We start from the raw sequence: 22,651 nt of genomic DNA on the forward strand, positions 1-22,651 counted from the left end.
GACGAAGGGGCGGATGCTTCGGCATCCGCCCCTTCGTCGTACGCGGTCGTGTCAGTCGTTCCAGGACCAGATATCGTCTCCGCGCAGGGTGGCGTCCGCGCCCCCGTCGTCGTAGATGACCTGGCCGGCCATGTGGCTGTTCTCGACGCTCGTGAGCCAGATCAGGAGGTTCGCGACCGTCTCCGGCGGCTGGTGCCCGTTGAGCGGCATCGGGACCGCGGCATCCACCATCGCGCGACCCTCGGCGGTCTCGAGCAGGCCCGCGGTCATCGGCGTCAGGACCGTCCCGGGAGCGACGGCGTTGAGCGGGATGCCGGCGCCGGCCCACTCGGCGCTGATCGCCGTGCGACGGACCCAGCGGGCGATGGCCCGCTTCGACGACGGATAGACGAGGTAGCCCGTCTCCGGTCCCTGGGCCGTCAACGCCTCAGCGATGCGCAGGGCCTCGGCCTCGTCGCCGGCGAGAGCCGCCGCGACCATCTCGGCCGAGTTCGGCTGCAGCGATGCCATCGACGAGACGACGGCCGCGCGCGGCGCCTCGGAGCTCGCCAGCGCGGGGCGCAGGTGCTCCAGGAGCTCGGCCACCCCGAAGTAGTTCACCGAGATCGTCTTCGGGACCGGGGCGGAGATGCCGGCGCAGGCGATGACGGCGTCGATCGTGCCGCCGGCGAGCTCGACGGCCTTCGCGGCCGCGTCGACGCGGCCCTGCGGGGTCGAGAGGTCGGCCTCGACGTCGGCTCCCTTCAGGTCGATGCCGATCACTCGCTCACCGCGCTCGCGCAGCAGCGCCGAGGTGGTGGCGCCGATGCCGGATGCGGATCCGGTCACGACGTAGGTGCGTGCCATGGTGTCCTCCGTTCCACGACCGCGATCGCGGTCGTCCTCACCGGTCGCCGGGTTGCGGCCGGAATCCTACGGTGGCGGCGCGGACCGCCGCCGGTGGGAGCGTCACGGGGCGCGGTGCTCACGAGACCGTGCGCCCGTCCGGGTGCGGCGCCGAGGTGGTCCGCAGGACGCCGTCGACGAAGCGCGTGAGCCGGCCGGCGAACTGCGTCGACTCCGCTGCATCCCAGTCGTTCAGCGCCTCCGTCATCATCGCGATGCCCTGCGCGACCAGGCGCTGGTGCACGGTGTGCCCTGTCTCAGTCAGCCGGACGATCGTCCCGCGGGCGTCGGAGGGATCGACGGCGCGCTCGATGAAGCCCCCGCGTTCGAGGCGGCTCAGCTGCTTGCTCATGGTGGGGCGGCTCAACCGCAGCGCGACGGCCAGATCACCGGCGCGGGCCGGGCCCTCCAGGCCGAGCACGTACAACGGAGGGATGTCGATCGGGTCGACCTCGACTCCGGCCGCGGCGGCGACGACGCTCTGCGTGCTTGCCGACGACCAGTGCGTGGCGAGGCGGGTGAGCGCGCTGAGAAGCTCGGACTGCGGCGATCCCATGTCGTCAGCCTACGCCCATTAGTTGCCTCAGGCAATCAAAATCGCCCGGTCACGCTCTCCGGTCGTCCAGGCGGCGAGTTCTAGGCTGGACACGTGAACTACACCGTCCGCCCCGCACGCAGCGCCGACATCCTCGGCATCCACCGTCTGCTGGAGCCGATGGTGGACCGACGCATCCTGCTCGGCAAGGACCTCGCCGTGCTCTACGGCGCGACCCAGGAGTTCGTCGTCGCCGAGCACGACGGTGAACTGATCGGCTGCGGCGCGCTGCACGTGATGTGGGAGGACCTGGGCGAGGTGCGCACGCTGCTCGTCCGCGACGACTGGCTCCATCACGGCGTCGGCCGGGCGATCGTGGACGCCCTCGAGGAGCGCGCCCGCGTCCTCGGCCTCCGTCGCCTGTTCTGCCTGACGTTCGAGGTGGAGTTCTTCACGCGACGCGGCTTCGCCCCGATCGGCGAGCAGATCGTGGACCCCGACGTGTACTCGCAGCTGCTGCGCAGCCCGGACGAGGGCGTCGCCGAGTTCCTCGACCTCGCTCACGTCAAGCCGAACACGCTCGGCAACACCCGGATGCTGAAGGAGCTCTGATGGCTCGACAGTCCGCCGCCGTCTACCGCCGCCGGCGGCTCGTGGTGCTGCTCGCGCTCCTGGTCGTGATCGCGGTCGTCGCCGCCGGCGTCTGGGCCCTGATCGCACGGCCCTGGGAGGGAGAAGCCCCGGTCGCGGATCCCACCGAGACGACCGCACCGGCCGAGGAGAGCGCGTCCCCCACGGCATCCGAGTCCCCGACGCCGTCCGAGTCGGAGACGCCCGGCATCGCCGCGTGCCAGGCGGCGGACATCGAGGTCGTCGCGGTCACGGATGCCGAGTCCTACGCGGCCGATCAGCTGCCGAAGCTGTCGATCTCCCTGACCAACAACGGCACGAAGGACTGCACGATCAACGTCGGCACGACGACGCAGCAGTTCGTGATCACCAGCGGCGATGACGTGTGGTGGCGTTCGACGGACTGCCAGGAGAACCCTGCCGACATGATCGTCACGCTCACGGCGGGGCAGACCGTGCCCAGTGCGACGCCCCTGACGTGGGACCGGACGCGCTCCAGCACGACGACCTGCGGAGACGAGAACCGTCAGCGCGCTCCCGCCGGAGGCGCTTCCTACCATGTCGCGGTGTCCATCGGCGGATTCGACAGCAAGGGCACTCAGCAGTTCATCCTCCGTTGAGCGGGAAATCCGGAAGCGTTTCGATCCTGTCCTGCTGACATCCCGTCTCGTTTGGGATACCATAGAGATGACTCTCGGAATTGATTCGGTGTGCATGCCATCCCCAGTGGCGTCGATCTCAGCGTCCCCAGCGCTTCGACATTCACCGGACGAGAGTCCGAGGGCCCTTTCGAGTACCCCAGTCCCCAATGGAGGACTCGAAGGGGCCCCAACCGTTTCTGCCTACACTTGAGGCATGGCACGCAAGAAGAGCGCGAAGAAGAAGCCCGCACCCGAGGACTTCCGCTCCGAGGCCCTCGCCCAAGCGCTCGAGAAGCAGGACATGGCGGCCGTCGCCCTCGCGCTGCGGAACGGGACCACGGTCGTGCCCCTCATCACGCCGGGTGCCAGGGACAATCCGCTCGACAGCGGGGAGGTCTGGACCTACCGCGATCAGAAGACGGGGGACGTCGCTCTCCTGCTGTTCAGCGACGCGAAGAACAAACCGGCCAATCTCCCCCCGGGAGTCGGGATCTACTCGGCCGAGTGGCTGCGCGCGTTCCTCACGAAGCACGCCGGCACCGTGACGACCGTGTTCCTCGACATCGCGGGGCCGCATCCCATGCAGGCGGCTCCGGAGGAGCTCCTCAAGGCACTGGACGCGTGACCGAGCACCGGGCGGTCTTCGACGCCGAGGTCACATTCTCCAACGGGGGAGGGCTCCAGGCGAAGGACTTCCGCGTGGACGTCCCGTCCGCCGACGTCACCGAGGCGGAGATCGGGCGACTGTTCCTCACCTCGCTCGACCTTCTGATGGCCGAAACGGTCGTGGTACGCAACGTGCGCGTCATCTCCGAGGCGCACAAGGGAACCCGTGGAGGCCCGAGCGACCCGAGGCGCTGACGGCGCGGATCAGAACGGCGGAATGTCTCCGTCGACGCGCCGCGGCGCCCCGTGCGACCGGATGTCGGTGAGCGCCGCCCTCAGCGTCTGCGAGCGCTCGTCGACCACGCGCGCGTAACCCAGGCGGGCGGCCTCGCTGCGCCGCTGCGCGGCCTGCGTCACCGGCCGCACCTCACCCGCGAGGCTGAGCTCGCCCACCGCCGCGACCGTGCGGGGGGTCGAGGTCTGCTGGATCGATCCGGCCACGGCCAGCGCGATCGCCAGATCGGCGGCCGGCTCGGTGAACCGCACGCCGCCGACCGTCGAGACGTACACGTCGAGCGCGCCGGTGGGGATGCCGGCCCGCCGCTCGAGGATCGCGAGCACCATCGCCACCCGCGACGCATCCAGTCCGTGCACGACGCGGCGCGGGTTCGGTCCGGACGCCTTGATCGTCAGGGCCTGCACCTCGACCGGCAGCGCGCGGCGTCCTTCCAGGGCGATCGCGACGCAGGTCCCTGGTTCCGCGGCGCCGCGGGACAGGAACAGCCCGGAGGGGTCGGGAACCTCGACGATGCCGTCACCGGCCATCTCGAAGCATCCGACCTCGTCGGTCGGCCCGAAGCGGTTCTTGAGCGCCCGCACGAAACGCAGCGACGTCTGCCGATCGCCCTCGAAGTGGCAGACCACGTCGACGAGGTGCTCGAGGATGCGGGGGCCCGCGATCTGCCCGTCCTTCGTCACATGCCCGACGATGATGATCGGAAGGCCCCGCTCCTTGGCGACGCGGATGAGCGTCGCCGCCACCTCGCGCACCTGGCTCGGCTGCCCGGCTGCCCCGTCGATGAGCGACGAGGCGACGGTCTGCACCGAGTCGACGATCACCAGCTCGGGCGCGACCTCGTCGATGTGGCCGAGGATCGTGGCGAGATCGGTCTCGCTCGCCAGATACAGCTCGTCGTGCAGGGCTCCGGTGCGCTCGGCACGCAGGCGCACCTGCGCCGGCGACTCCTCCGCGCTGGCGTACAGCACGCGCCGCCCGGAACGCGCGGACTGGGCCGCGACCTCCAGGAGCAGCGTCGATTTGCCGACCCCGGGCTCGCCGCTGAGCAGGATCGCGGCGCCGGGGACGATGCCGCCGCCGAGCACGCGGTCGAACTCGCCGACGCCGCTCGTGCGCCGTGGAGCCTCGGCCGTGGTGATCTGCGTGATCGGACGCGCGGCGCGCTCGGCCGACGGCGCGAGCGCCGTCACCTGCGGGCGGGCGATGCCGACCGACGCCGTCTGCTCGACGACCGTGCCCCACTGCTGGCACTCGCCGCAGCGCCCCACCCACTTCGCCGCCGTCCACCCGCACTCGGTGCAGACGAAGGCGGGGGGAGCGGGACGGGTCTTGGCCATGCCATCAGGGTAGCCGCGGCATCCGACACCTCCGGCACGGAGGGAGCCGGTTTATTCACGGCCGCCCGCTCCGCACTCGGTCAGGCCGGTCGGCGACAATGGGGGCATGGCGAACGGCAGGCCCGCGTACGGGCCGATCTCGAGCTACTCCCGGGTGCAGATCCTGCACCTGGTGCAGTCGCGCGCCGAGCGATCGATCCAGGAGCTGCACGAGGCGACGGGACTGCACGCCAACACCATCCGCGAGCACCTGCAGCGCCTGATCGAGGGCGGCTACGTCATCGCGACGACCGAGCACCGCACCACCCGTGGCCGGCCGCGCACGCTCTACAGCGCGGCGACCGGTGACCCGGACGCCTCCAGCCCGGTCGCCCGCGAGAAGGTGAGCGCGGCCGCGCGCCGCGGGGACATGCTGCGGCGTCTGCTGCCGACCGCGGCATCCGATCTCGGACAGGACGCCACGTACCAGCTCGACGCCCTCGTGGAGCACCTCGAGGAGAGCGGCTTCGAGCCGGTCGTCGACGACGCGGCGCTCACCGTCGATCTCACGCCCTGCCCGCATGCAGCCGGGCGGCCCGAGCACCGTCCGGTGCTGTGCGCCGTGCATCTGGGGTTGATGCAGGGCGTCCTGACGGAGGCCGGGGGGCCGCTCGCCGCCGACTGCGTGCTGGCGGCCGAGCGGCCCGAGGCGTGCACGGTGCGGCTGCGGCTCGCCGAGTCCGCCGCCTGACCTGTCGCGTGTCGGCGCTTCGGCATACCGTGGACGCATGAAGAGGACCGATGAGGCGGAACGGCTGATCGACGCGTCGCCGGCGCGCGTGTTCGCGGCGATGACCGACCCCGGATCCGTGGCGAGGTGGCTTCCGCCGTCCGGGATGACCGGTCGCGTCGAGCGGTTCGAGGCGCGCACCGGCGGGACATACCGCATCGTGCTGTCCTACGACGATCCCTCCGGTGCTCACGGCAAGACCTCGGCGGACGAGGACGTCGTGGAGGGCGCGTTCGTCGAGGTGGTCCCGGGGGTCCGCCTGGTGCAGGACGTCGAGTTCGAGTCCGAGGATGCCGCGTTCGCCGGCGTCATGCGGTTGACGTGGGAGGTCATCGCCGACGGGGCGCGGAGCCGGGTGCGGTTCCGCGCCGAGAACGTGCCGGAGGGCATCTCGGCCGAGGATCACCTGGCGGGCTTCCGCTCGTCGCTGGCGAACCTCGCACGCCTGGTCGAAGGGTCGGATGCCGAGGCATCCGTCGGTCAGCCGTAGAGCGAGACCGGGGGCTCCATCGTGATGCCGGCTGCCTCGAACGCGCGCCGGCGCTCCTCGATGCGTCGATGCATCTCGACCTGCGCGTCGTCGATCATCTGCGGGTCCAGCGCGATGTGCGGCGCGTGCGGGGTCCCGTGTCCGGCCGCGATGTAGGCGTCGAGCTCCGGTCCCGAGGTCCAGGAGGTGATGAGCGAGTACCTCGGCGCCGTGCCCCGGTGCCACACCGCGTGCCAGAACCGCTGGGTGTCGACGACGATGCGCGAACCCGCGGGCAGCGGGATGCGCACCTCGGTGGCGGGGTCGAAGCGGTCCTCGCGGAGGATCATCAGCGAGCCGGGATCGTCGGTGAGGTTGAGCGAACCCCGGACCACCCAGCCGGTGCCGTCGTCGTTGAGCCGGTTGTTGTCGTCCTGGTGGAGGTTGTAGATCGCGTCGGCGTAGGTGTTCGGCTGCAGCTCGATGACCCGGCACCGGCCGATGTTCGCTCCGGCTTCGCGGGCGCGGGCGACGAGGGTGGGGGCGATGCCGGTCTGAGCCTCGATCCAGACGCCGTCCTTGTCGGTGCGCGGAGGGGTGTGGTTCCAGAACCCGTTGCACTCGATCTCGCCCGCGTAGCTGGTCAGCGGGGCGAAGCGGGTGATGCCGGAGGAGCGCCACCCGATGTACTCGAGCTCCTGCCACTCCGCGGGGTCGATCTCGCGGTCGTCGCGGTCGAGGACGACGTAGCCGGTCTCGTCCAGGGCGGGTGAGGTGACGAAGGTCATGGGGCGCCTCCCGTTCAGCGGCATCCGTTTAGGACATCCTAACTTCCCGGGCGTTCCGCTGCAGGAGTGCGCGCCGGGGATAACGCCTACTCTGGGATCATGACGACGCCGCAGGGTGCCCTTCTCGTGGGCAGTGTGAATTTCGACGATGCCGAGAAGACGATGCGGGTGGCGGCCGAGATGCTCGGCGAGAGGCTCCGGCGTGTCCCGGACGGCGAGGTCGGCAAGCGATTCCACTGGATCATGTTCCAGCCGGACGTCCTCGGCCAGGCGGACGGGATCGAACGCGTCGGCGATGAGCCGATCCCGTTCCCGGCGGGTCTCGACGCGCGACCGCTCCGTATCGCCGAGGGCGCGGATGCCGCGGCCATCGAGCTTCCGCCGCTCGGCTACGCCGAGGCGGCGATCGAGTCGTACGCGGTGTTCTCGCGTCTTCGCGACGGGGGAGTCCTGCCCGAGGGCGTGCGCTTCCAGGTGTCGTTGCCGACGCCTCTTGCCGTGATCTCGTCCTTCTTCTCCGGAGAGGACCGGACGGAGATCGAGCCGGTCTACACGGCGGCGATGCTGCGGGAACTGGACCGGATCCTGGCCGGTATCCCGCACGAGGATCTCGCCGTGCAGTGGGATGTCGCGAGCGAGATGGGCATCATCGAGCGCGCCGCGGGATACGGCAGGGTGATGGACGCCTGGTGGCCGGGCGATCCGTTCGACGGACTGGTGTCGCGGCTGGCCGCGCTGGTCGACGCCGTCCCCGCCGACGTGGAGGTGGGCGTGCACCTCTGCTACGGCGACGCGGGGGAGAAGCACTTCGTGGAGCCGCAGGATGCCGGGAACCTGGTGCGGTACGCGAACGCGGTCGTCGCCGCGGCATCCCGCCCGCTGACCTGGCTGCACCTGCCCGTGCCGATCGAGCGCGACGACGCGGCGTACTTCGAGGCGCTCGCGGCGCTGACGCCGGTCGGCGAGCTGTACCTGGGACTCGTGCACCGCGAGGACGGAGTCGAGGGCGCCGAGCGGCGCATCGCCGCGGCCTCGCGCTTCGTCGAGGAATTCGGCGTCGCCACGGAGTGCGGCATCGGTCGCGCACCCGCTGGTTCGACCGAGGGCATCCTGCGCACGCACGCGGAGGTCGCCGCGGCCTGGTGAAGCAGCCGTGCACCGTCGGCTTCGCGAGACTTGGCTACTGGAGCGAGACTTTGTCTTCTCAGCAAAGTCTCGCCTCGGAAACCAAGTCTCGCGGCGGACGGCGGCCCGATTCGCGCGGATGCCGCGACTCCCGTAAACTAGTCCGCGGTGACGTGTCCGAGCGGCCGAAGGTGCAACTCTCGAAAAGTTGTGTAGGGTAACCCCCTACCGTGGGTTCAAATCCCACCGTCACCGCCATGGAAACCCCCGAGAAATCGGGGGCTTTTCCGTGTTCGGTGCAACCGTGGTGCAGTTCTCGGCCAGTTCGCCCGCACCGCGGAGGCACTGCCGGGTCGTCGCATCGATTGCCGGTGTACGGATACGATCGGGTGGTGAGCCAAGGATCGAGCACCGCCCGTCGACGGTTCGACCCCGTGCGACGAGGAACGATCGCCAGCCTGCTCGTCTGGGGTGGTCTTGTTGCAGTGTTCGGTCTCTCCGCACTGATCGGCCTGGGTCAGATGAATGACGTCTGCTCCGGTGACATCGTCGACACGGTTCTCTGCGAGGGTGCTCAGCTGCGCCAGTCCATCTTCGGAGGCCTGGTCGGCGCGGCGCTGATCATCGGCGCAGCGATCCTCTCCGGGGCGTTGCTGCTTGTCGGGCGGATCCAGGGCCCCGCGAACCCGACTGCGGAAGCAGAAGGGCCAGATTCTCTGCCGCTCTGACGCGCACGGGCTCACGCTTGCTCGCCGGCGACACTGCCGCTGGCTCCCTCCCCGGCGTCGCCGTCATCGGCGGTAGTGGCATCTTGTGCAGCGACGGGGTGATAGCTGATGAACTCCAACAGGCTTCCGTCGGGATCCCGAAAGTAGACGCTGGTTCCCTCTCCTCTTGCGCCAGGCCGCGACACCGGCCCTGTCTCGACGGTCACATCGCAGGCGTGGAGATGAGCGATCGCGTCCTCGATCGGGCCGTCCCATTCGAAGCAGAGGTCGCTGTTTCCCGGACGGACGGGCAACCGCGCCACGTTCGACGAGAGGTCGACGCCGGGGCCGTGCACGTTCAGCTGGGAGGCGCCGATACGGTAGGACACCCGTCGGCCCTCCAACGGGATGACCTGAGCGTGCAGGACCTCGCGGAAGAAGGCCGTCGTCGCATCCCAGTCGCTCGCTCCGATCACGACGTGGTCCACGCCGCGGATAGGGAGATCGCCGGGGGCCTCCATCTGAACAGTATGCCGCGTCGGGCCGACGGGGCTATGCCGTTCGAGCCTCGTGCAGCTCGTGGGCGAAGTCGCGGCCCCATCGAGAGTCTCGTCCCCGTCAGCCGACGATGCGGGCCACTCCGAGCGCTTCGATCCGCGCGGGGTCGGCGAGAACATCGAGTCCGATGATGCGGCCATCTGAGATATCGAACGCCATGAGGGAGACCACGGTGCCCGAGAACACTGCCGCGACACCGGGTCGGCCGTCGATGAGGATCGGCGTCGAGTGCGCAGCCAACCGTCCGGCCAGAACCGCCTGTTCGGCGATCTTCCGTGCGCCCTCGATGCGCTGCATGGACGTGCCGTAGTCGGCGTGCAGCACAGCACCGTCATCGAGGAGGTCGACGAGCGCGCCGATGTCTCCGTCTTGTGCCGCGGCGAGCCACGCCGTCACGATGCGCCGCCCGTGCTCCCGATTCGGCCGTGCGGGCTCCTCGGCGCCGCGCACGCGTCGGCGCGCGCGGGAGGAGAGCTGGCGGGCCGCCGCGGGGGAGCGATCCAGCACCACGGCGATCTCGTCGAACGACTGATCGAAGACGTCGTGGAGCACGAAGGCGATTCGTTCGGCCGGGCTGAGCCGCTCCAGAAGAACGAGCAGTGCGACACTGATGCGATCGCTCGCGACGGCGAGTTCGGCGGGGTCGGCCTCCGCCGCAACGGGTTCGTCGCGCCACTGCTCGACCTGCCAGGAGTGCTCGCGTCTGCGGCGCGGGGCGCGCAGCATGTCGAGACTCACGCGCGAGACCACGGTCGTCAACCATGCCTCGAGGTTGTCGATGCTGTCGACGTCCGCTCGCTCGAGTCGCAGCCAGGTCTCCTGCACCGCATCCTCGGCATCCGCGGAGGAGCCGAGCAGCTGCGCGGCGATCGCCCGCAGTCGTGGCCTCTCGGTCTCGAAGCGCCGCGCAAGAAGTCTCCGGTCGGTCATGTCACATCTCCTCGAGTTCGTTCGTCGGTTGTGTGACGAGGGAGACCCCTCGGATGTGACATGAGAGGAACCACCACCATGAACGCACCTCTGCTCGTGACAGGCGGAACCGGCAACATCGGCAGCCGCGTCGTTCCGCTCCTTCGAGAGGCCGGCCGTGACATCCGCATCCTGTCGCGGCATGCACGGCCCGAGGCCCCCAGGATCCAGCATGTCGTGGCGGACACGGTGTCCGGCGAGGGACTCGCCGCAGCCTTGGACGGAGTCCGGGTCGTGCTGCACCTGGCCGGAGGAGCGAGAGGAGACGACATCGCGGCGCAGAACCTCGCGAAGGCCGCGCGGGAAGCAGGAATCCAGCACCTCGTGCTCATCTCGGTCATCGGCGCTGATCGGATGCCGATCGGCTACTTCCGGGCGAAGGCCGCAGCCGAGCAGACGATCGCCGAGTCGGGAGTCCCGTGGACCGTGCTGCGAGCAGCACAGCTTCACGACTTCGTGCTCCCCGTCGTGCGGAGCATGGCTGGCATGCCGATCCTCCCGGTGCCCGGAGGCCTGCGCTTCGAACCCGTGGACGGCGATGAGGTCGCGGCCCGTCTCGCGGAGCTCGCACTCGGGGATCCCGCCGGACGTGTTGCTGATCTCGCCGGCCCCGAAGTGCTCGACGTCACACAGCTGGTCACCGCCTTCCGAGCCGCGTCGGGTGCACGTCCGCGACGGGCGCGCCTGCCGATCCGCATCCCCGGCGGCGTAGGCCGCGCGTATCGTGCGGGTGACAACCTCGCCGATGTCGATGCCCAGCGAGGCTCGCGCACCTGGGGGAAGTACCTCGCACAGCGAGACAGCGAGCTCGCCACGGCGTGACGGCTCCCGTTCGTCGCTCAGCTGGTGACGCGTTCCTTCGCACCGCGGATGACGAAAGCGACGACCGCGAGTCCGAGGAGGCCGGCGATGAGGTTGACCGTGCCGCCCAGCGCCGCGAGGGGCCCCGGCTCGCCGTGACCCACGGCGAAGGTCGAGAAGTCCCACAGGCCATGCAGCACCATGGCCCAGATCAGCGTCCCCGTCGTGCGGCGGAGGATGTAGAACACCGTGCCTCCGAGGAACGCCATGCCGACCTGGGTGAGCGTGAGGCCCAGCTCTTGGCCGGTGATGGCGTTCGTGAGGTGCATGAGGGCGAACAGCGCCGAGCTGAGGAACCATACCCAGCCTTCGTGGAGTCGGCTGCGCAGTCCCACCAGCAGCAGGCCACGGGTCGCCATCTCCTCGGTGAAGCCGACGAGCAGCAGCACGAGCGATGCACCGAAGAACGCCGCGTCGTAAGAGCCCCAGTCGGTGGCCGCGAGATTGATCAGGAGCGCCACGACCATGATCGCGGGGACGAAGATCGGCCACCGGACGCTGTGCGCCCTGTCGAACAGCGCGGGTCGCCACCAGCCGAGAAGGCTCGTCGTGATCGCGAGGAGCGCGGCGCCGACGATGAGCGAGAGCCCCGCGCCGAGGAAGAGCGTTCCGCCGTCGCGGCCGAACTCCGTGTACGGCACGCCGCTGAGCTGTTGCACGACGAACACGACGACGGCGTACGACAACCAGATCGCGAGACCGATCCAGACGCGGGGACGTACCTTCACAGCTGAGGTGGGGACGGACATCGATGGTGCCTCTCTCGCGCCTCGGGCGTCGAGGTGCACGAGGGAAATCTACAACCTCGCCAGCGCATGCAGCGGCATCCTGGTCCAGCCGAGCGACAGATGCGGCGGTGCCCGCGCGCGGGTGGGTCGTTAGTCTCCTGGGGCCCGTGAGGCGCGCTTGGCCTCCTGGAAGACACGGATCGCTTCATACCTCTCCGCCGAACGCGCCTGTCGTTTCTGCTTCTGCTCTTCGCGGTTCTTCGGCGCGGCCGTGGTGACGAGGCCGTCGAGAAGCGCCCGCGCGGAGTGGGCGATCTCGTCGACGGCGCGATCGAAGACCTCCTGGTTCACGCGCGACGGAGCGTTCGATCCGCTGATCTTCCGGACGAACTGCAGTGCGGCGTCGTGACACTCCTCGTCGGTGGCAGGCGGTTCGAGATTGTTCAGCGGGATAATGTTGCGGCACATGTCTGTCAGGGTAGATCGCTGAGCCACCGAGTCAAGGGGCGCATCCTCTTCCGACCGGCCGGCCGTGTGAGCGCGAACGCTGCCGTTCGACGACGTGCGCGCGCTGCCGGCGTCAGTCCCCGTCGCCCGAGGAAGCGTCGTCCACCTCGGCGCCGTGCTCCGGATGGACGACGGACGCGGTCGTGCCCCCGGCGCGCAACTGCGCCGCATCGAGGGCCCGATCGATCGCGGACTCGATCTCCGGGTCGACTCTCGGATCATTGGTCGCCGTCATCTGCACCATCGCCTTCCGGTTGCTCTCGGCCAACCCGAGCGTACCGCCGCAGGACCCGGAACGAACCGACTCCCACCCGATGAGCGCGCTATGCGTCGACGGTCATTCCCAGCGGAAGAAGAGGGCGGCGGTGACCAAACCGATGACCACCGTGATGCCGAGGCTGAGCAGTTGTCCGCCGTTGACAGCGACGCCCGCCCAGGCCGCAGACAGGGAGTCGACAGCGGCGCCGAAGGGAAGCCATGCCCCGAGCTCCGCCAACGGTGCGGGCAGCGCTTGGCGTCCGCCGAAGAGCCCGCCCAGCGCGCCGAGTGCGAAGAATGCGACGAGCCCGATGGCGACCGCGGAGTTGGGCGTGGGGGCGACGGCGGCGACGATCATGCCGACCGCGTACATCGCCGCGACCGTGAGCGCGACGACGCCGAGCGCGATCCATGGGCTTCGGGGAGGATGCGCCCCGAAGGCGAGCATGGCGATGGTCAGCGCGAGCAGAACTCCGATGGCGGCCTGAAGAACGCTCACGATGGCCTGGGCGATCAGCACCATCATCGGAGAAGCGGGCGTGACCGCGAGCCTGCGGAGGATGCCGGATCGCCGGTAGTAGGCGAGGAAGCTCGGCATGTTGATGATCCCGATGGTCGCGACGACGACGACCAGCACCAGGGGCAGCACGAAGAGATCGAGTGCGGTCATCCCCTCGAAGATCTCCTCGTCGCCGGCGCTCGACGCGCTGGTGATGAGGATGAGCAGGGGCAGACCGATCGGGACGATGAGCCCCGCAGTGTCGCGTGCGACCATCTTGGCCTCGCACACGATGAGGATGATCATCGATCGGATGCCGGGACGTCGTGCGGGTGCGGCCGCGGTCATTCCGGAACCTCCAGTTCGTTGCCGGTCAATGCGACGAACGCTTCGTCGAGCGTGCTGGTGCCCGCCCGGGCGATGAGTCCCGTCGGGGTGTCCTCGGCGATGATCCGTCCGCCGTCGATGAGTGCGATGCGGTCGCACAACCGCTGAACCTCTTCCATCGTGTGGCTGACGAGCAGGATCGTGACGCCGTCGTTCTTGAGTTGTTCGATCGTCGCCCACATCCGTCGCCGCGCGGCGGGGTCCAGACCCGTGGTGAGTTCGTCGAGGATGACGACGCGAGGACGGCCGGCGAGCGCGAGCGCGATCGAGAGGCGCTGCTGCTGTCCGCCGGAGAGCTTCTCGAAGCGCTCACGACGCTGTTCGGTCAGACCCACCATCTCCAGCAGCTCCGATGCGGGGCGTGGGTCGGGATAGAAGCTGCGGTAGAGGTCGACCAGTTCGGAGACGCGAAGCGCGCCGTGCAGGTACGCGTGCTGCAACTGGACGCCCAGGACCTGACGCAGCCGCGCACGGTCGCGTTGTGGGTCCAGTCCGAGCACCCGCACCCGCCCTCGCTCCGGACGACGCAGACCCGCGACGATCTCGACGGTGGTCGTCTTGCCCGCACCGTTCGCACCCAGCAGCCCGAAAGCCTCCCCCGGCTCGACACGCATGCTCACATCCGCGACGGCGACCGTGCGCCGGTAGCTCTTCGCGATGCCGTCGGCGATGATCGCCGGCTCCTTCGTGGTCATGGCACCACCGTAGGAAGGCGCTGGGCGAGTGCGCGCGTGCCGGAAGTCATGTGATCCGACCATGACTTTCCGCACGGGTGCCGCCGTTCCGGCGCATCCTAGGGTGGAGGAATGCGGCGGATCGGGACGGAAGGATGGGCGGGTCTCGCGATGCTCGCCGTCTCCGTGGGCGTCGCCGCGCCGACGCTGTTCGGTCTCATCGAACCGGCGATCGCTCGGGGCTGGTGGACGGTTCTGTTCGTCTGCTTCCTGGCGGCGACGCTGGCGGCCACGGCGGTGTCTCGACCGTCATGGCTTCGATACGGGAGCTTCGCCGCTGCCGTCGTCACCGGATGGGCCACCGTGCTCACCGCGCAGAGCACCGGATTGCTGCTCATCCTGCTGGTGGTCACCGCCGCGACGAGCGTCTACGTGGTCCCGATCAGGGTGGGATTCGTCGTCATCGTGCTCAATACCGCGGTCGTCGCGGCCGCGACGGTGCCGGCGGCGGATGCCATCGAGACTCTGATCCTCGCCGGGTTCTACTTCCTGATCCAAACGGCGGCGCTGCTCAGCTCTGCGACTCTGACCCGGGAGCAACGGCTGCGGCAGGAACTCGCGGAGGCGCACCTCGAGCTTCAGGCGGCGAGCATCCTGTTGACCGAATCCGCCCGGACGACGGAACGGCTGCGCATCTCGCGGGAGCTTCACGACCTCATCGGCCATCAACTGACCGTCCTCACCCTGGAGCTGGAGACGGCGAAGCACGTCGAGGGTTCGCAGGCGCGGATGCACATCGATCGCGCCGACGGGGTCGCTCGCGAACTTCTCGGCGACGTGCGGGCGACCGTCGGCCGGTTGCGGACCGAATCTCCCGACCTCGAGCGCGCCATCCGTACGATGACCGACGCGCTACCCGGTCTGGACGTGTCCGTCTCGGTCTCGCCGCGGGTGCGAATCGGCGAAGAGCAGAGTGCGGCGCTGATCCGCGCGGCGCAGGAACTCGTCACCAACACCCTCCGCCATGCCGAAGCGCGCTCGCTGCGGATCGAGGTGACGGCGGAGGCGGAAGAGGTGATCCTCGTGGCACGCGACGATGGAAGGGGCGTCGCCCATCTCGAACTCGGGAACGGACTACGGGGCCTCCAGGAGCGCTTCGCCGAACTCGGCGGAACGGTCGCGTTCGACGGCCGGCAAGGTTTCGAAGCGGTGGCCAGGATGCCGTCCACATGATCCGAGTCGTCGTCGCGGACGATCAGGCCCTCGTCCGGCAGGGGATCATCGGCCTGCTTCACGTGGCCGGCATCGATGTGGTGGCCGAGGCGGACGACGGGATGAGCGCCGTCGAGATGATCGAGAGGACGGGTCCGGATGTCGTCCTCCTCGACATGCGGATGCCCCGATTCGACGGTGTCTGGACACTTCGACAGCTCCAGGAACGAGGTATTGACGTTCCCGTACTCGTTCTGACCACCTTCGACGACGACGACCTCGTGCTGGATGCCGTGCGAGCCGGCGCTCGAGGGTATCTGCTCAAGGACGTCACGCTCGACCAGCTCACGAACGCCGTGCACGTGCTCGCTCATGGCGGGACGCTCATCGCGCCGACGGTCACCGACCGACTTCTGCGCGCCATCCGAACGTCTCCTCATCCGACGACCGGGGATGCGCTCGTCACCCAGCGGCTCACGGAACGCGAGACGGAAGTGCTGCGTCTTGTCGCAAGCGGCTACAGCAATCGACAGATCGCCGACGCGCTCTATCTCGCCGAGGGCACGGTGAAGAATCATCTCTCCGCGGTCCTGGCCAAGCTGGGCGCCCGCGACCGCACCAACGCCGTCCTCCGGGCGCTGCGCGACGGACACCTGGAGTGACCCGGGCTTCACGAAGGCGAGCCGCTGCCGTCCAGAAAGGCGAGGGCGGCGAGCACCCGGCGGTTGTAGTCCGTTCCCGGAGCGATCTCCAGCTTGGTGAAGATGGTGTTGATGTGCTTCTCGACACCACTCTGGCTCACGAACAGGCGCTTCGCGATCCCCGCATTGCTCTGTCCTTGAGCGATGAGTTCGAGCACCGACTTCTCGCGGTCGGTGAGCGTGGCGAGGCGGGCGTCGGGCTCGACACGGGCGGCGAGGAGCTGACGGATCACCTCGGGGTCGAAGGCGGTGCCGCCGTCGGCGACGCGCTGGATCGCTTCGAGAAAGCCGGAGATGTCGGAGACCCGGTCTTTCAGCAGATATCCGACTCCACCCCGCCCGTCGAGCAGTTCGCGCGCGTGCCTCCGCTCCACGTGCTGGGAGAGCACGATGACGGATACATGCGGGAACGCGGTGCGGATCTCGAGGGCGGCGCGCACGCCCTCATCGACGAAGTCCGGCGGCATCCGGACGTCGACGATCACGAGATCCGGGGGCGTCGTCGTGATGGCCGCGATCAGTTCGTCGGCAGTGTCGACCGCTGCGGTGATCGTGTGCCCTTCCGCGACGAGAAGCTGAGCGATCCCCTCGCGCAGCAGCGTGGAATCCTCGGCGATTGCTATCCGCACGGGATCTCCGCCTCGATCTTCGTCGGGCCTCCCACCGGGCTGTCGATGAGGAGCCGTCCTCCCCGCGCCGCGACGCGTGAGGCGATACCCGACAGTCCAGGCCCCTCGGGATTCGCGCCGCCGACCCCGTCGTCGCTGACCGTGACGATCAATCGGTCTCCCTCGAGTCGGGAGCGGATGTCTATCCGCTGCGAGTTCGCATGCTTCACCACGTTCGTCACGGCTTCGCTGGCGACGAAGTACGCAGCCGTCTCCACGGCGTGATCGGGGATCCGATCATGCTCGACATCGAGCCGCACCGGAATGGAGGTTCGGTCGCGGAGCGCTTCGAGCGCTGCAGCGAGTCCGTCCCGAGCGAGCATGGCCGGGTAGGTGCGCCATGCGACGTCTCGCAGGTCGTCGAGGATCTGCTGCGCCTCCTCGCGGGAGCGGCGGTGAAGCTGAACCCGGTCCTGGGGGTCGGATGCGCGCTCGGCCCGTGCCAGAAGGATCGACAGGGCGACCACGCGCTGCTGAACGCCGTCATGGATGTCTCGTTCTATCCGTCGCCGCTCGGTGTCGACGGCCGCGACGACGTCGTCGAGAGTCGTGTGCAATCGGTTGACCTCTTGCGCGAGCTCCTCAACTCCCGGTCGTGTGAAGGCCTTCCAGGTCTGCCGTTCGAGCCAGGCGATGCCTGCGATCCCGGAGACGGCGAGGAACAGGAGGACCAAGCCGGGGACGGCGAAGATCGCCAGGGTGGACCAGGTCACGCGCCCCGGATCCGCCTCGAAGAGGATGACGGGTCCACCGGTGATCGCGGCGATCGTCATCTGCGTGCTGACCACCATGCCGAGCACGATGAGGGCGACGATGCAGGCGGTGAGCACGCCGAGCAGAGCGAAGACGGCGAGCAGCCCGAAACGTCGTCCCCCATGGGGCAGCACGGTGCGCGGTACTCCGTCGATCCAGGTCAGCCGTCTCCCGATCCAGCCTGCCACCGTCCCCGCCGGCTCGATGGGAGCCGCAGCCAGCGCCACGAGCAGGACCGGCACCAGGACGATCCCGGCCACCGTGCCGACGGCCACACGGCCGACCTGACCGACCGCCGACCTGTTCGAGAGCCCGGCCGACGCGGGGGTGGGGGACCTCATGACACCATTGTGCCTCGCCTGCGACGGCGCAGTCGAAGCACGACGAAGGCCACCAGCGCCACCACGACGGTGATCACGACGATGAGCTGGAAGACGTCGGCATAACGCTCGACGCTCGACCAGTTCTCGCCCAGGAAGTATCCGGCGAGCACGAAGACGCTGTTCCAGATCGCGCTGCCGGCGGTGGTCAGCACGGCGAACCGGAGCACCGGCATCCGCTCGATCCCAGCCGGGATGGAGATCAGGCTGCGCACGATCGGGATCATGCGCCCGAAGAACACCGCTTTGTCGCCGTGCCGGGCGAACCATGCCTCGGCCCGATCGACATCGGAGACCTTCATCAGCGGCACTCGCGCCACGATCCGGCGCAGGCGCGCCGCCCCCAGCCACGCGCCCAGCCCGTAGAGCGCGATCGCGCCGACGAGCGATCCGAGAGTGGTCCACACGAGCACCTCCCAGAGCGAGAAGGACCCGCGGCTGGCGGTGAAGCCGGCGAGGGGCAGGATGATCTCGCTGGGGATCGGCGGGAAGAGGTTCTCGACCGCGACCGCAACGCCGGCGCCGAAGCTGCCCAGGACCTCCATGAGCGTGACAGCCCACTGCGCGAACAGGTTCAGGTTCTCGGAATCGTCCATGACTTCCACGCTAGGAATCTGCCCGGCGGGAGGTCACTGCGGGAAGCCTTCGGGACAGGTGCGGATAACCCCACGTTCGATGCCGAATCGACACGCAGATTCCGCCGCGCTTCTACTCTTGGCCTATGGGCAGATGGGGCGAAGAACCGGGCGTGATCCAGCTTCCTGACGGGCGTCGTGTACGCGGTTCCGGCACGCGCCGACCACGTGATGCCGATCAGGAACCGGAGTTCGCCGTCTACCTGCTGTCTCGCGATCCCGGTGCGCAAGGATGGCCGCATCGGTGGATCAGTTGGCCCGATTTCCGGGTTCCGCGCTCGTCCGAGCAGGCGATACGGGTTCTGCGCGAAGCCCTCGAGCGAACGGAGCAGGAACGCGTGGAGATCGCCTGTGGCGGAGGGGTCGGACGCACAGGAACGGCTCTGGCACTGCTGGCGGCGTGGGGAGGCGTGCCCGCCGACGCGGCCGTCGGATGGGTGCGCGAGCGCTACCACCGGCGCGCAGTCGAGACACCGGCGCAGAAGAGATGGGTGATCGCGGCCGCGCGAGGGGCGTTCGAGGGCGAACACGCCCCGGAAGGACCGGATCACCGCCTGCCCGGGGCGTAGCAGCACCCGACCCGACGACCAGGGCCGGGTTACTGAGGGACAACCGCTCAGGAGTCGCGGGATCCAGGATCATCGAGCTTCGGCGGCGTCGGGCTCTGGGGGACCGGCCGCCGATGACCGCACACGGGACACTCGTACCCACCGGGGATATCGCGCATGGCCACGTCGTCGTGGGGACAGTGCGGTTGCGCCGCAGCGTCGAGATTGACCATGCCGAAAGCGTACGCTGCGGACGCGGCTCAGCCGTCCGCGGGGTCCTCGGCGTCGACGGAATCGTCGTCCTCGTTGGGCGGGACGGTGGGCGGTGTGCCCTTGCCGTCCTGAGCGCCGAGATTGTCGTTCTCGGATGCGTCCGGGGACGGCTCCGTGCTGATGTCGTTGCGATCGCTGTCGATGCCCACGGCGACTTCCTCTCCAATGGCCCAAAGGTCGTGTCCCGGGAGCATACGATGACCGTGGCATCCCGCGTCCGCCCCTTGACAACCCGGATGGGTGTGCGCATCGACAGCGGTCAGGACTTGCGCGCCTCGATGAGGTGCCGCGTCGAATGCGCGACGAACGGACCGTCGCGCTCGATGAGGTCGTGGAGGTCGCGGAGCCGGTCGCGGTACGCGTCCACCGTGAATCCGGGCACCCACCAGATGACCTTGCGCAGGAGGTAGACGACGGCGGCGACGTCGTGGATCTCGATCCGCAGCGATGCCGTGGTGAGATCGACGATCTCGAGCCCGGCCGCCTCCGCCGCCGCGGCCTCGGCATCCGGACTCCGCCGGTTCCGCGCCTCGGGCTGCGGACCGAGGAAGAACTCGATCAGCTCGAAAGCGCTGGCGGGTCCCACGTGCTGTGCGAAGTAGGTGCCGCCGTGCTGAAGGACCCGCGCGATCTCCTCCCACCAGATCGTGGCGGGGTGCCTGCTCGTGACGAGGTCGAACGCCTCGTCCCCGAACGGAAGCGGCGGCTCGTCCGGGTCCGCGACGACGACGACGCCTCGGGGATGCAGCAGACGCGTGGCGCGGGCGATGTTGGGCGGCCAGGACTCCGTCGCCACAGCGACCGCTGGGAATGCAGAGGCCTCGGCGAGCACCTCGCCGCCGCCGGTCTGGATGTCGAGCGACGCCGAAGCGGTCTTCAGCCGGTCGGCGAGCCGGCGCGCATAGCCCCAGGGAGGCCGCTCCTCGGTGGCGCGGCCGTCGAGCCAGGAGAAGTCCCACCCGGAGACGTCCGCCGAGGCGCCGGCGGCGATCAGGTCTTCGAAGGAGTCGGCCATGTTCCGATTCTGGCATCCGAGCTCGACGAGCTCACAGGCATCCGTCCCTGTCAAGGGAGTATGCACCGTCGCCGCAGTTGCGAGGCTGGAGCGGACCGCGGAGGAGCGATGCGAACAACGACGGAAGTGATCCACGACCACCTGATGAACCGGCTGGCGGGCGATGTCGAGAAGGACATCCGCAACTATCACGCCGATGTCGTCGAGCTGACCGGCTCGGGAATCTACCGCGGGCACGACGGCGTGCGCAGCTGCGCGCAGGAGCTGGCGAGACTGGTCGGACCCGCGGTGTTCACCTATACCCACACGCTCATCGACGGCGACTTCGCGTATCTGGAGTGGACGGCGCACAACGATGAGGTCCACGTGGGCGACGGCGCCGACAGCTTCGTGGTCCGGGACGGCGCGATCGTCCTGCAGACGATCCATTACACCGTGCTCGCGGCGCAGGAGTGATCTTCCGACCCACTACCCTCGCACTGTGAGGATGCATCCCGGACAGCTGCACGTCGACGAGCAGATCGCGCGGCGGCTCCTCGGCGACCAGTTCCCGCAGTGGCGCGATGAGCCCGTGCGGCATGTCCCCGGTGCGGGCACGGTCAATGCGATCTTCCGGGTGGGCGAGCACCTCTCCGCGCGGTTTCCGCTGGAACCCGCGGACACCGCCGAACTGAGCGCCCAACTCACGGCGGAGGCCGCTGCGATGACCGAGTTCGCCGCTGCCTGTCCGGTGCCCGCGCCGGTTCCCGTCGCGCAGGGTGCGCCGGGTGAGGACTATCCGCAGCCGTGGTCGATCCAGTCCTGGGTGCCGGGCGACGTGGCCACGCCGGACGGGCTGGCGCGCTCGGACGTCTTCGCGCGGGATCTCGTCGGTCTTCTCGGTGCGCTCCGTGCGGCCGACACGCGCGGCCGACGGTTCCGCGGCTCCGGCCGGGGCGGAGACCTCCGCGACTCCGATGCATGGATCGAGCACTGCCTCGAGCAGAGCATCGATCTGCTCCCCGTGGACGAGTTGCTCCGGCTCTGGATGCTGCTCCGGGACCTCCCGGTATCCGGACCGGACCGCATGACGCACGGCGACCTGACTCCGGCGAACCTGCTCGTGCGCGGCGAGCGCCTGGCCGGGGTGCTGGACACCGGCGGCTTCGCTGCGGCGGATCCCTCTCTCGATCTGGTGGCCGCATGGCACCTCCTGGACGCCGAGGCGCGCGGCATCCTCCGGAGCGGTCTGGACGCGACGGAGATCGAGTGGTGGCGCGGAGCGGCCTGGGCGTTCCAGCAGGCGATGGGCCTGGTCTGGTACTACCGGGAATCCAACCCGGACATGAGCGCTCTCGGACGCAGCACGCTGCATCGCATCCTCTCCGATCCCGAGATCGCCTCGGGCAGGACTCCGGCCTGATCCGCGTCGGATGCGGGGGCGGAAGCGGATTCCGGGCTACAGAACGACGTCGCCGTATCCGTCCAGCTCCCGCCATCCGTCGGGCCGTACCCCCTCACGTCGCAGAACATCGGCCTCCCGGAGCTCCCCGAGGTCCACGCCGGCCAGATCCGCGATGTCTCCGACCGGCACCTGGAACGTCCGGAACGCCCCGAGCGGGCCAGCGGCGAGCACTCCCTCGCGCACGTCGACGAGCTCGGACTGATCGAGAACGAACCCGGCGGATGCCAATCCTCCAGGGCCGTGCCAGGCCGCGACCTTCCAGAACCGCAGCGGGACCCGGATGCCGCGATACAGCGGGTCGTCCGTCCCGAGCACGGGAGCCGTGAAGACCGACACCCGCTGCGAGGTCGTCTCGGCGTAGTCGAGCACGTGGTCCTCGAGACCCAGCCACAGCTGCTTCGACTGGTTGAATCCGGCGGCCTGGGGAGCCGCATTCGGATAGAAGAAGGTCGCTTCGGTCGCCGCGCGCGCCTCGTCGGGCTCGCCCCAGCCGGGGTCGCGCCGCCGCACCAGATGCCCGCGGTCCAGGTCGTTGCGCGCGTAGATCTCCGGGCCGGCCTGAGCCTCCGCGGCGACGCGCGTATCCAACCGCCAGTCGCCCGTGCGGGGCACCTCGCGCAGGGACGCTCCGTCGATGTTGACCGCAGTGACGGCCGCGAGCCGGCGGCCGGGGTCGAGCAGGACCGAGAAGCGCGGATAGGGGAGATCGATCACGTCGCGGGTCGGCCGCGGCAGGACGACCTCCGTATCCAGGAACGCGGGGTCGTAGCCGTCAGCCATGCCTCCATCGT

The 22,651-nt window shown here is 69.2% G+C and carries 31 protein-coding genes and 1 tRNA gene; 15 read left to right on the plus strand and 17 right to left on the minus strand.

Annotation, left to right across the window (positions count from 1 at the left end; genetic code table 11):
* Positions 1-51: 51 nt before the first annotated feature.
* Together KYX17_RS22350 and KYX17_RS22355 are read right to left on the minus strand one after the other, a co-directional pair.
* Entirely contained in the window at positions 52-846 is a 795-nt protein-coding gene (locus KYX17_RS22350) for an SDR family oxidoreductase (protein ID WP_243229618.1), read from the minus strand.
* A gap of 118 nt (positions 847-964) precedes the next feature.
* The gene (locus tag KYX17_RS22355; RefSeq protein ID WP_243229619.1) at positions 965-1,441 is read right to left on the minus strand and encodes a MarR family winged helix-turn-helix transcriptional regulator; all 477 of its coding nucleotides are present in this window, start codon (positions 1,439-1,441) and stop codon (positions 965-967) included.
* Positions 1,442-1,534: 93 nt separating this feature from the next.
* Here KYX17_RS22355 and KYX17_RS22360 point away from each other — a divergent pair, with 93 nt between their 5' ends.
* From KYX17_RS22360 to KYX17_RS22375, 4 genes are all read left to right on the plus strand, one after another.
* Complete coding sequence (locus tag KYX17_RS22360) at positions 1,535-2,032, plus strand: amino-acid N-acetyltransferase (RefSeq protein ID WP_243229620.1); 498 nt, start codon at positions 1,535-1,537, stop codon at positions 2,030-2,032.
* The gene (locus tag KYX17_RS22365) at positions 2,032-2,670 is read left to right on the plus strand and encodes a hypothetical protein (RefSeq protein WP_243229621.1); all 639 of its coding nucleotides are present in this window, start codon (positions 2,032-2,034) and stop codon (positions 2,668-2,670) included. Before KYX17_RS22360 ends, KYX17_RS22365 begins: the two co-directional genes overlap by 1 nt.
* Before the next feature lie 235 nt (positions 2,671-2,905).
* Complete coding sequence (locus KYX17_RS22370) at positions 2,906-3,316, plus strand: dehydrogenase (RefSeq protein ID WP_243229622.1); 411 nt, start codon at positions 2,906-2,908, stop codon at positions 3,314-3,316.
* Positions 3,313-3,552, plus strand: a complete 240-nt coding sequence (locus tag KYX17_RS22375; protein ID WP_243229623.1) for a hypothetical protein — start codon at positions 3,313-3,315, stop codon at positions 3,550-3,552. The genes KYX17_RS22370 and KYX17_RS22375 overlap by 4 nt, the downstream gene beginning before the upstream one ends.
* Positions 3,553-3,561: 9 nt before the next feature.
* Here the strand turns inward: KYX17_RS22375 and radA are convergent, their stop codons facing one another.
* Positions 3,562-4,932: a DNA repair protein RadA gene (radA, locus tag KYX17_RS22380; protein ID WP_243229624.1), complete on the minus strand. Its 1,371-nt coding sequence runs from the start codon at positions 4,930-4,932 to the stop codon at positions 3,562-3,564.
* A gap of 106 nt (positions 4,933-5,038) precedes the next feature.
* Here radA and KYX17_RS22385 point away from each other — a divergent pair, with 106 nt between their 5' ends.
* Together KYX17_RS22385 and KYX17_RS22390 are read left to right on the plus strand one after the other, a co-directional pair.
* Positions 5,039-5,662, plus strand: a complete 624-nt coding sequence (locus KYX17_RS22385) for a metalloregulator ArsR/SmtB family transcription factor (protein ID WP_243229625.1) — start codon at positions 5,039-5,041, stop codon at positions 5,660-5,662.
* Positions 5,663-5,699: 37 nt separating this feature from the next.
* Positions 5,700-6,191 carry an SRPBCC domain-containing protein gene (locus tag KYX17_RS22390; RefSeq protein ID WP_243229626.1) on the plus strand — a complete coding sequence of 164 codons (492 nt, stop codon included), beginning with the start codon at positions 5,700-5,702 and terminating at the stop codon, positions 6,189-6,191.
* Here the strand turns inward: KYX17_RS22390 and KYX17_RS22395 are convergent.
* Positions 6,182-6,958 (minus strand): hypothetical protein, encoded by a 777-nt coding sequence (locus KYX17_RS22395; protein WP_243229627.1) that lies wholly within the window; start codon positions 6,956-6,958, stop codon positions 6,182-6,184. The two genes, KYX17_RS22390 and KYX17_RS22395, sit on opposite strands and share 10 nt — an antisense overlap.
* A 99-nt stretch (positions 6,959-7,057) precedes the next feature.
* Here KYX17_RS22395 and KYX17_RS22400 point away from each other — a divergent pair, with 99 nt between their 5' ends.
* The 3 genes from KYX17_RS22400 (at position 7,058) to KYX17_RS22410 (ending at position 8,811) form a co-directional block, all read left to right on the plus strand.
* Entirely contained in the window at positions 7,058-8,104 is a 1,047-nt protein-coding gene (locus KYX17_RS22400; protein ID WP_243229628.1) for a hypothetical protein, read from the plus strand.
* A 146-nt stretch (positions 8,105-8,250) separates the two neighbouring features.
* A tRNA-Ser gene (locus KYX17_RS22405) sits at positions 8,251-8,341 on the plus strand.
* A 134-nt stretch (positions 8,342-8,475) separates the two neighbouring features.
* Entirely contained in the window at positions 8,476-8,811 is a 336-nt protein-coding gene (locus KYX17_RS22410; RefSeq protein WP_243229629.1) for a hypothetical protein, read from the plus strand.
* Between the two features lie 11 nt (positions 8,812-8,822).
* Here the strand turns inward: KYX17_RS22410 and KYX17_RS22415 are convergent, their stop codons facing one another.
* Together KYX17_RS22415 and KYX17_RS22420 are read right to left on the minus strand one after the other, a co-directional pair.
* Entirely contained in the window at positions 8,823-9,311 is a 489-nt protein-coding gene (locus KYX17_RS22415) for a VOC family protein (RefSeq protein ID WP_243229630.1), read from the minus strand.
* 97 nt (positions 9,312-9,408) lie between these two features.
* Positions 9,409-10,278 (minus strand): sigma-70 family RNA polymerase sigma factor, encoded by an 870-nt coding sequence (locus KYX17_RS22420; protein WP_243229631.1) that lies wholly within the window; start codon positions 10,276-10,278, stop codon positions 9,409-9,411.
* Positions 10,279-10,356: 78 nt separating this feature from the next.
* Here KYX17_RS22420 and KYX17_RS22425 point away from each other — a divergent pair, with 78 nt between their 5' ends.
* The gene (locus tag KYX17_RS22425) at positions 10,357-11,139 is read left to right on the plus strand and encodes an SDR family oxidoreductase (protein ID WP_243229632.1); all 783 of its coding nucleotides are present in this window, start codon (positions 10,357-10,359) and stop codon (positions 11,137-11,139) included.
* 17 nt (positions 11,140-11,156) lie between these two features.
* Here the strand turns inward: KYX17_RS22425 and KYX17_RS22430 are convergent, their stop codons facing one another.
* The 5 genes from KYX17_RS22430 to KYX17_RS22450 form a co-directional block, all read right to left on the minus strand.
* Complete coding sequence (locus KYX17_RS22430; RefSeq protein ID WP_243229633.1) at positions 11,157-11,927, minus strand: CPBP family intramembrane glutamic endopeptidase; 771 nt, start codon at positions 11,925-11,927, stop codon at positions 11,157-11,159.
* Between the two features lie 129 nt (positions 11,928-12,056).
* Positions 12,057-12,374, minus strand: coding sequence for a DUF2277 domain-containing protein (locus tag KYX17_RS22435; protein WP_243229634.1), 318 nt, complete (start codon positions 12,372-12,374; stop codon positions 12,057-12,059).
* Positions 12,375-12,486: 112 nt separating this feature from the next.
* A complete protein-coding gene (locus KYX17_RS22440; protein ID WP_243229635.1) occupies positions 12,487-12,681 on the minus strand; it encodes a hypothetical protein in 195 nt (64 codons plus the stop codon).
* A gap of 69 nt (positions 12,682-12,750) precedes the next feature.
* Positions 12,751-13,518: an ABC transporter permease gene (locus KYX17_RS22445; protein WP_243229636.1), complete on the minus strand. Its 768-nt coding sequence runs from the start codon at positions 13,516-13,518 to the stop codon at positions 12,751-12,753.
* Entirely contained in the window at positions 13,515-14,252 is a 738-nt protein-coding gene (locus KYX17_RS22450) for an ABC transporter ATP-binding protein (RefSeq protein WP_243229637.1), read from the minus strand. The genes KYX17_RS22445 and KYX17_RS22450 overlap by 4 nt, the downstream gene beginning before the upstream one ends.
* 111 nt (positions 14,253-14,363) lie before the next feature.
* Between KYX17_RS22450 and KYX17_RS22455 the strand changes: the two genes are divergently transcribed.
* Positions 14,364-15,464, plus strand: a complete 1,101-nt coding sequence (locus KYX17_RS22455) for a sensor histidine kinase (protein WP_243229638.1) — start codon at positions 14,364-14,366, stop codon at positions 15,462-15,464.
* Positions 15,461-16,105, plus strand: coding sequence for a response regulator transcription factor (locus tag KYX17_RS22460; RefSeq protein ID WP_243229639.1), 645 nt, complete (start codon positions 15,461-15,463; stop codon positions 16,103-16,105). The genes KYX17_RS22455 and KYX17_RS22460 overlap by 4 nt, the downstream gene beginning before the upstream one ends.
* 8 nt (positions 16,106-16,113) lie before the next feature.
* On the opposite strand, the gene KYX17_RS22465 is transcribed toward KYX17_RS22460, so the two are convergent.
* From KYX17_RS22465 to KYX17_RS22475, 3 genes are read right to left on the minus strand one after another with little or no spacing between them, the layout of a single operon-like run.
* Positions 16,114-16,773: a response regulator transcription factor gene (locus tag KYX17_RS22465; protein ID WP_243229640.1), complete on the minus strand. Its 660-nt coding sequence runs from the start codon at positions 16,771-16,773 to the stop codon at positions 16,114-16,116.
* The gene (locus tag KYX17_RS22470) at positions 16,764-17,906 is read right to left on the minus strand and encodes a sensor histidine kinase (RefSeq protein ID WP_243229641.1); all 1,143 of its coding nucleotides are present in this window, start codon (positions 17,904-17,906) and stop codon (positions 16,764-16,766) included. The genes KYX17_RS22465 and KYX17_RS22470 overlap by 10 nt, the downstream gene beginning before the upstream one ends.
* Complete coding sequence (locus KYX17_RS22475; RefSeq protein WP_243229642.1) at positions 17,903-18,541, minus strand: DedA family protein; 639 nt, start codon at positions 18,539-18,541, stop codon at positions 17,903-17,905. Before KYX17_RS22475 ends, KYX17_RS22470 begins: the two co-directional genes overlap by 4 nt.
* A gap of 125 nt (positions 18,542-18,666) precedes the next feature.
* Between KYX17_RS22475 and KYX17_RS22480 the strand changes: the two genes are divergently transcribed.
* The gene (locus KYX17_RS22480) at positions 18,667-19,149 is read left to right on the plus strand and encodes a protein-tyrosine phosphatase family protein (protein ID WP_243229643.1); all 483 of its coding nucleotides are present in this window, start codon (positions 18,667-18,669) and stop codon (positions 19,147-19,149) included.
* Between the two features lie 239 nt (positions 19,150-19,388).
* Here KYX17_RS22480 and KYX17_RS22485 read toward each other — a convergent pair whose 3' ends face one another.
* Both KYX17_RS22485 and KYX17_RS22490 read right to left on the minus strand, forming a co-directional pair.
* Positions 19,389-19,550, minus strand: a complete 162-nt coding sequence (locus KYX17_RS22485; RefSeq protein ID WP_243229644.1) for a hypothetical protein — start codon at positions 19,548-19,550, stop codon at positions 19,389-19,391.
* Positions 19,551-19,660: 110 nt separating this feature from the next.
* Positions 19,661-20,416 (minus strand): class I SAM-dependent methyltransferase, encoded by a 756-nt coding sequence (locus tag KYX17_RS22490; RefSeq protein WP_243229645.1) that lies wholly within the window; start codon positions 20,414-20,416, stop codon positions 19,661-19,663.
* 108 nt (positions 20,417-20,524) lie between these two features.
* Here KYX17_RS22490 and KYX17_RS22495 point away from each other — a divergent pair, with 108 nt between their 5' ends.
* Positions 20,525-20,872 carry a nuclear transport factor 2 family protein gene (locus KYX17_RS22495; protein ID WP_243229646.1) on the plus strand — a complete coding sequence of 116 codons (348 nt, stop codon included), beginning with the start codon at positions 20,525-20,527 and terminating at the stop codon, positions 20,870-20,872.
* Between the two features lie 31 nt (positions 20,873-20,903).
* Positions 20,904-21,818, plus strand: coding sequence for a phosphotransferase (locus KYX17_RS22500; protein WP_243229912.1), 915 nt, complete (start codon positions 20,904-20,906; stop codon positions 21,816-21,818).
* A gap of 36 nt (positions 21,819-21,854) precedes the next feature.
* On the opposite strand, the gene KYX17_RS22505 is transcribed toward KYX17_RS22500, so the two are convergent.
* Positions 21,855-22,640, minus strand: coding sequence for a DNA/RNA non-specific endonuclease (locus KYX17_RS22505; protein ID WP_243229647.1), 786 nt, complete (start codon positions 22,638-22,640; stop codon positions 21,855-21,857).
* Positions 22,641-22,651 lie beyond the last annotated feature (11 nt).

This window comes from Microbacterium sp. CIAB417 (assembly GCF_022788845.1).

Excerpts from the sequence above, each read along its gene's own strand:
- KYX17_RS22460 (WP_243229639.1), top strand. The coding sequence starts at position 15,461 with ATGATCCGAGTCGTCGTCGCGGACGATCAGGCCCTCGTCCGGCAGGGG.
- radA (WP_243229624.1), bottom strand. The coding sequence starts at position 4,932 with ATGGCCAAGACCCGTCCCGCTCCCCCCGCCTTCGTCTGCACCGAGTGC.
- KYX17_RS22470 (WP_243229641.1), bottom strand. The coding sequence starts at position 17,906 with ATGAGGTCCCCCACCCCCGCGTCGGCCGGGCTCTCGAACAGGTCGGCG.
- KYX17_RS22395 (WP_243229627.1), bottom strand. The coding sequence starts at position 6,958 with ATGACCTTCGTCACCTCACCCGCCCTGGACGAGACCGGCTACGTCGTC.
- KYX17_RS22495 (WP_243229646.1), top strand. The coding sequence starts at position 20,525 with ATGCGAACAACGACGGAAGTGATCCACGACCACCTGATGAACCGGCTG.
- KYX17_RS22425 (WP_243229632.1), top strand. The coding sequence starts at position 10,357 with ATGAACGCACCTCTGCTCGTGACAGGCGGAACCGGCAACATCGGCAGC.
- KYX17_RS22415 (WP_243229630.1), bottom strand. The coding sequence starts at position 9,311 with ATGGAGGCCCCCGGCGATCTCCCTATCCGCGGCGTGGACCACGTCGTG.
- KYX17_RS22450 (WP_243229637.1), bottom strand. The coding sequence starts at position 14,252 with ATGACCACGAAGGAGCCGGCGATCATCGCCGACGGCATCGCGAAGAGC.
- KYX17_RS22355 (WP_243229619.1), bottom strand. The coding sequence starts at position 1,441 with ATGGGATCGCCGCAGTCCGAGCTTCTCAGCGCGCTCACCCGCCTCGCC.
- KYX17_RS22350 (WP_243229618.1), bottom strand. The coding sequence starts at position 846 with ATGGCACGCACCTACGTCGTGACCGGATCCGCATCCGGCATCGGCGCC.
- KYX17_RS22420 (WP_243229631.1), bottom strand. The coding sequence starts at position 10,278 with ATGACCGACCGGAGACTTCTTGCGCGGCGCTTCGAGACCGAGAGGCCA.
- KYX17_RS22435 (WP_243229634.1), bottom strand. The coding sequence starts at position 12,374 with ATGTGCCGCAACATTATCCCGCTGAACAATCTCGAACCGCCTGCCACC.
- KYX17_RS22505 (WP_243229647.1), bottom strand. The coding sequence starts at position 22,640 with ATGGCTGACGGCTACGACCCCGCGTTCCTGGATACGGAGGTCGTCCTG.
- KYX17_RS22480 (WP_243229643.1), top strand. The coding sequence starts at position 18,667 with ATGGGCAGATGGGGCGAAGAACCGGGCGTGATCCAGCTTCCTGACGGG.
- KYX17_RS22390 (WP_243229626.1), top strand. The coding sequence starts at position 5,700 with ATGAAGAGGACCGATGAGGCGGAACGGCTGATCGACGCGTCGCCGGCG.
- KYX17_RS22455 (WP_243229638.1), top strand. The coding sequence starts at position 14,364 with ATGCGGCGGATCGGGACGGAAGGATGGGCGGGTCTCGCGATGCTCGCC.
- KYX17_RS22475 (WP_243229642.1), bottom strand. The coding sequence starts at position 18,541 with ATGGACGATTCCGAGAACCTGAACCTGTTCGCGCAGTGGGCTGTCACG.
- KYX17_RS22400 (WP_243229628.1), top strand. The coding sequence starts at position 7,058 with ATGACGACGCCGCAGGGTGCCCTTCTCGTGGGCAGTGTGAATTTCGAC.
- KYX17_RS22445 (WP_243229636.1), bottom strand. The coding sequence starts at position 13,518 with ATGACCGCGGCCGCACCCGCACGACGTCCCGGCATCCGATCGATGATC.
- KYX17_RS22490 (WP_243229645.1), bottom strand. The coding sequence starts at position 20,416 with ATGGCCGACTCCTTCGAAGACCTGATCGCCGCCGGCGCCTCGGCGGAC.
- KYX17_RS22385 (WP_243229625.1), top strand. The coding sequence starts at position 5,039 with ATGGCGAACGGCAGGCCCGCGTACGGGCCGATCTCGAGCTACTCCCGG.
- KYX17_RS22370 (WP_243229622.1), top strand. The coding sequence starts at position 2,906 with ATGGCACGCAAGAAGAGCGCGAAGAAGAAGCCCGCACCCGAGGACTTC.
- KYX17_RS22500 (WP_243229912.1), top strand. The coding sequence starts at position 20,904 with ATGCATCCCGGACAGCTGCACGTCGACGAGCAGATCGCGCGGCGGCTC.
- KYX17_RS22430 (WP_243229633.1), bottom strand. The coding sequence starts at position 11,927 with ATGTCCGTCCCCACCTCAGCTGTGAAGGTACGTCCCCGCGTCTGGATC.
- KYX17_RS22365 (WP_243229621.1), top strand. The coding sequence starts at position 2,032 with ATGGCTCGACAGTCCGCCGCCGTCTACCGCCGCCGGCGGCTCGTGGTG.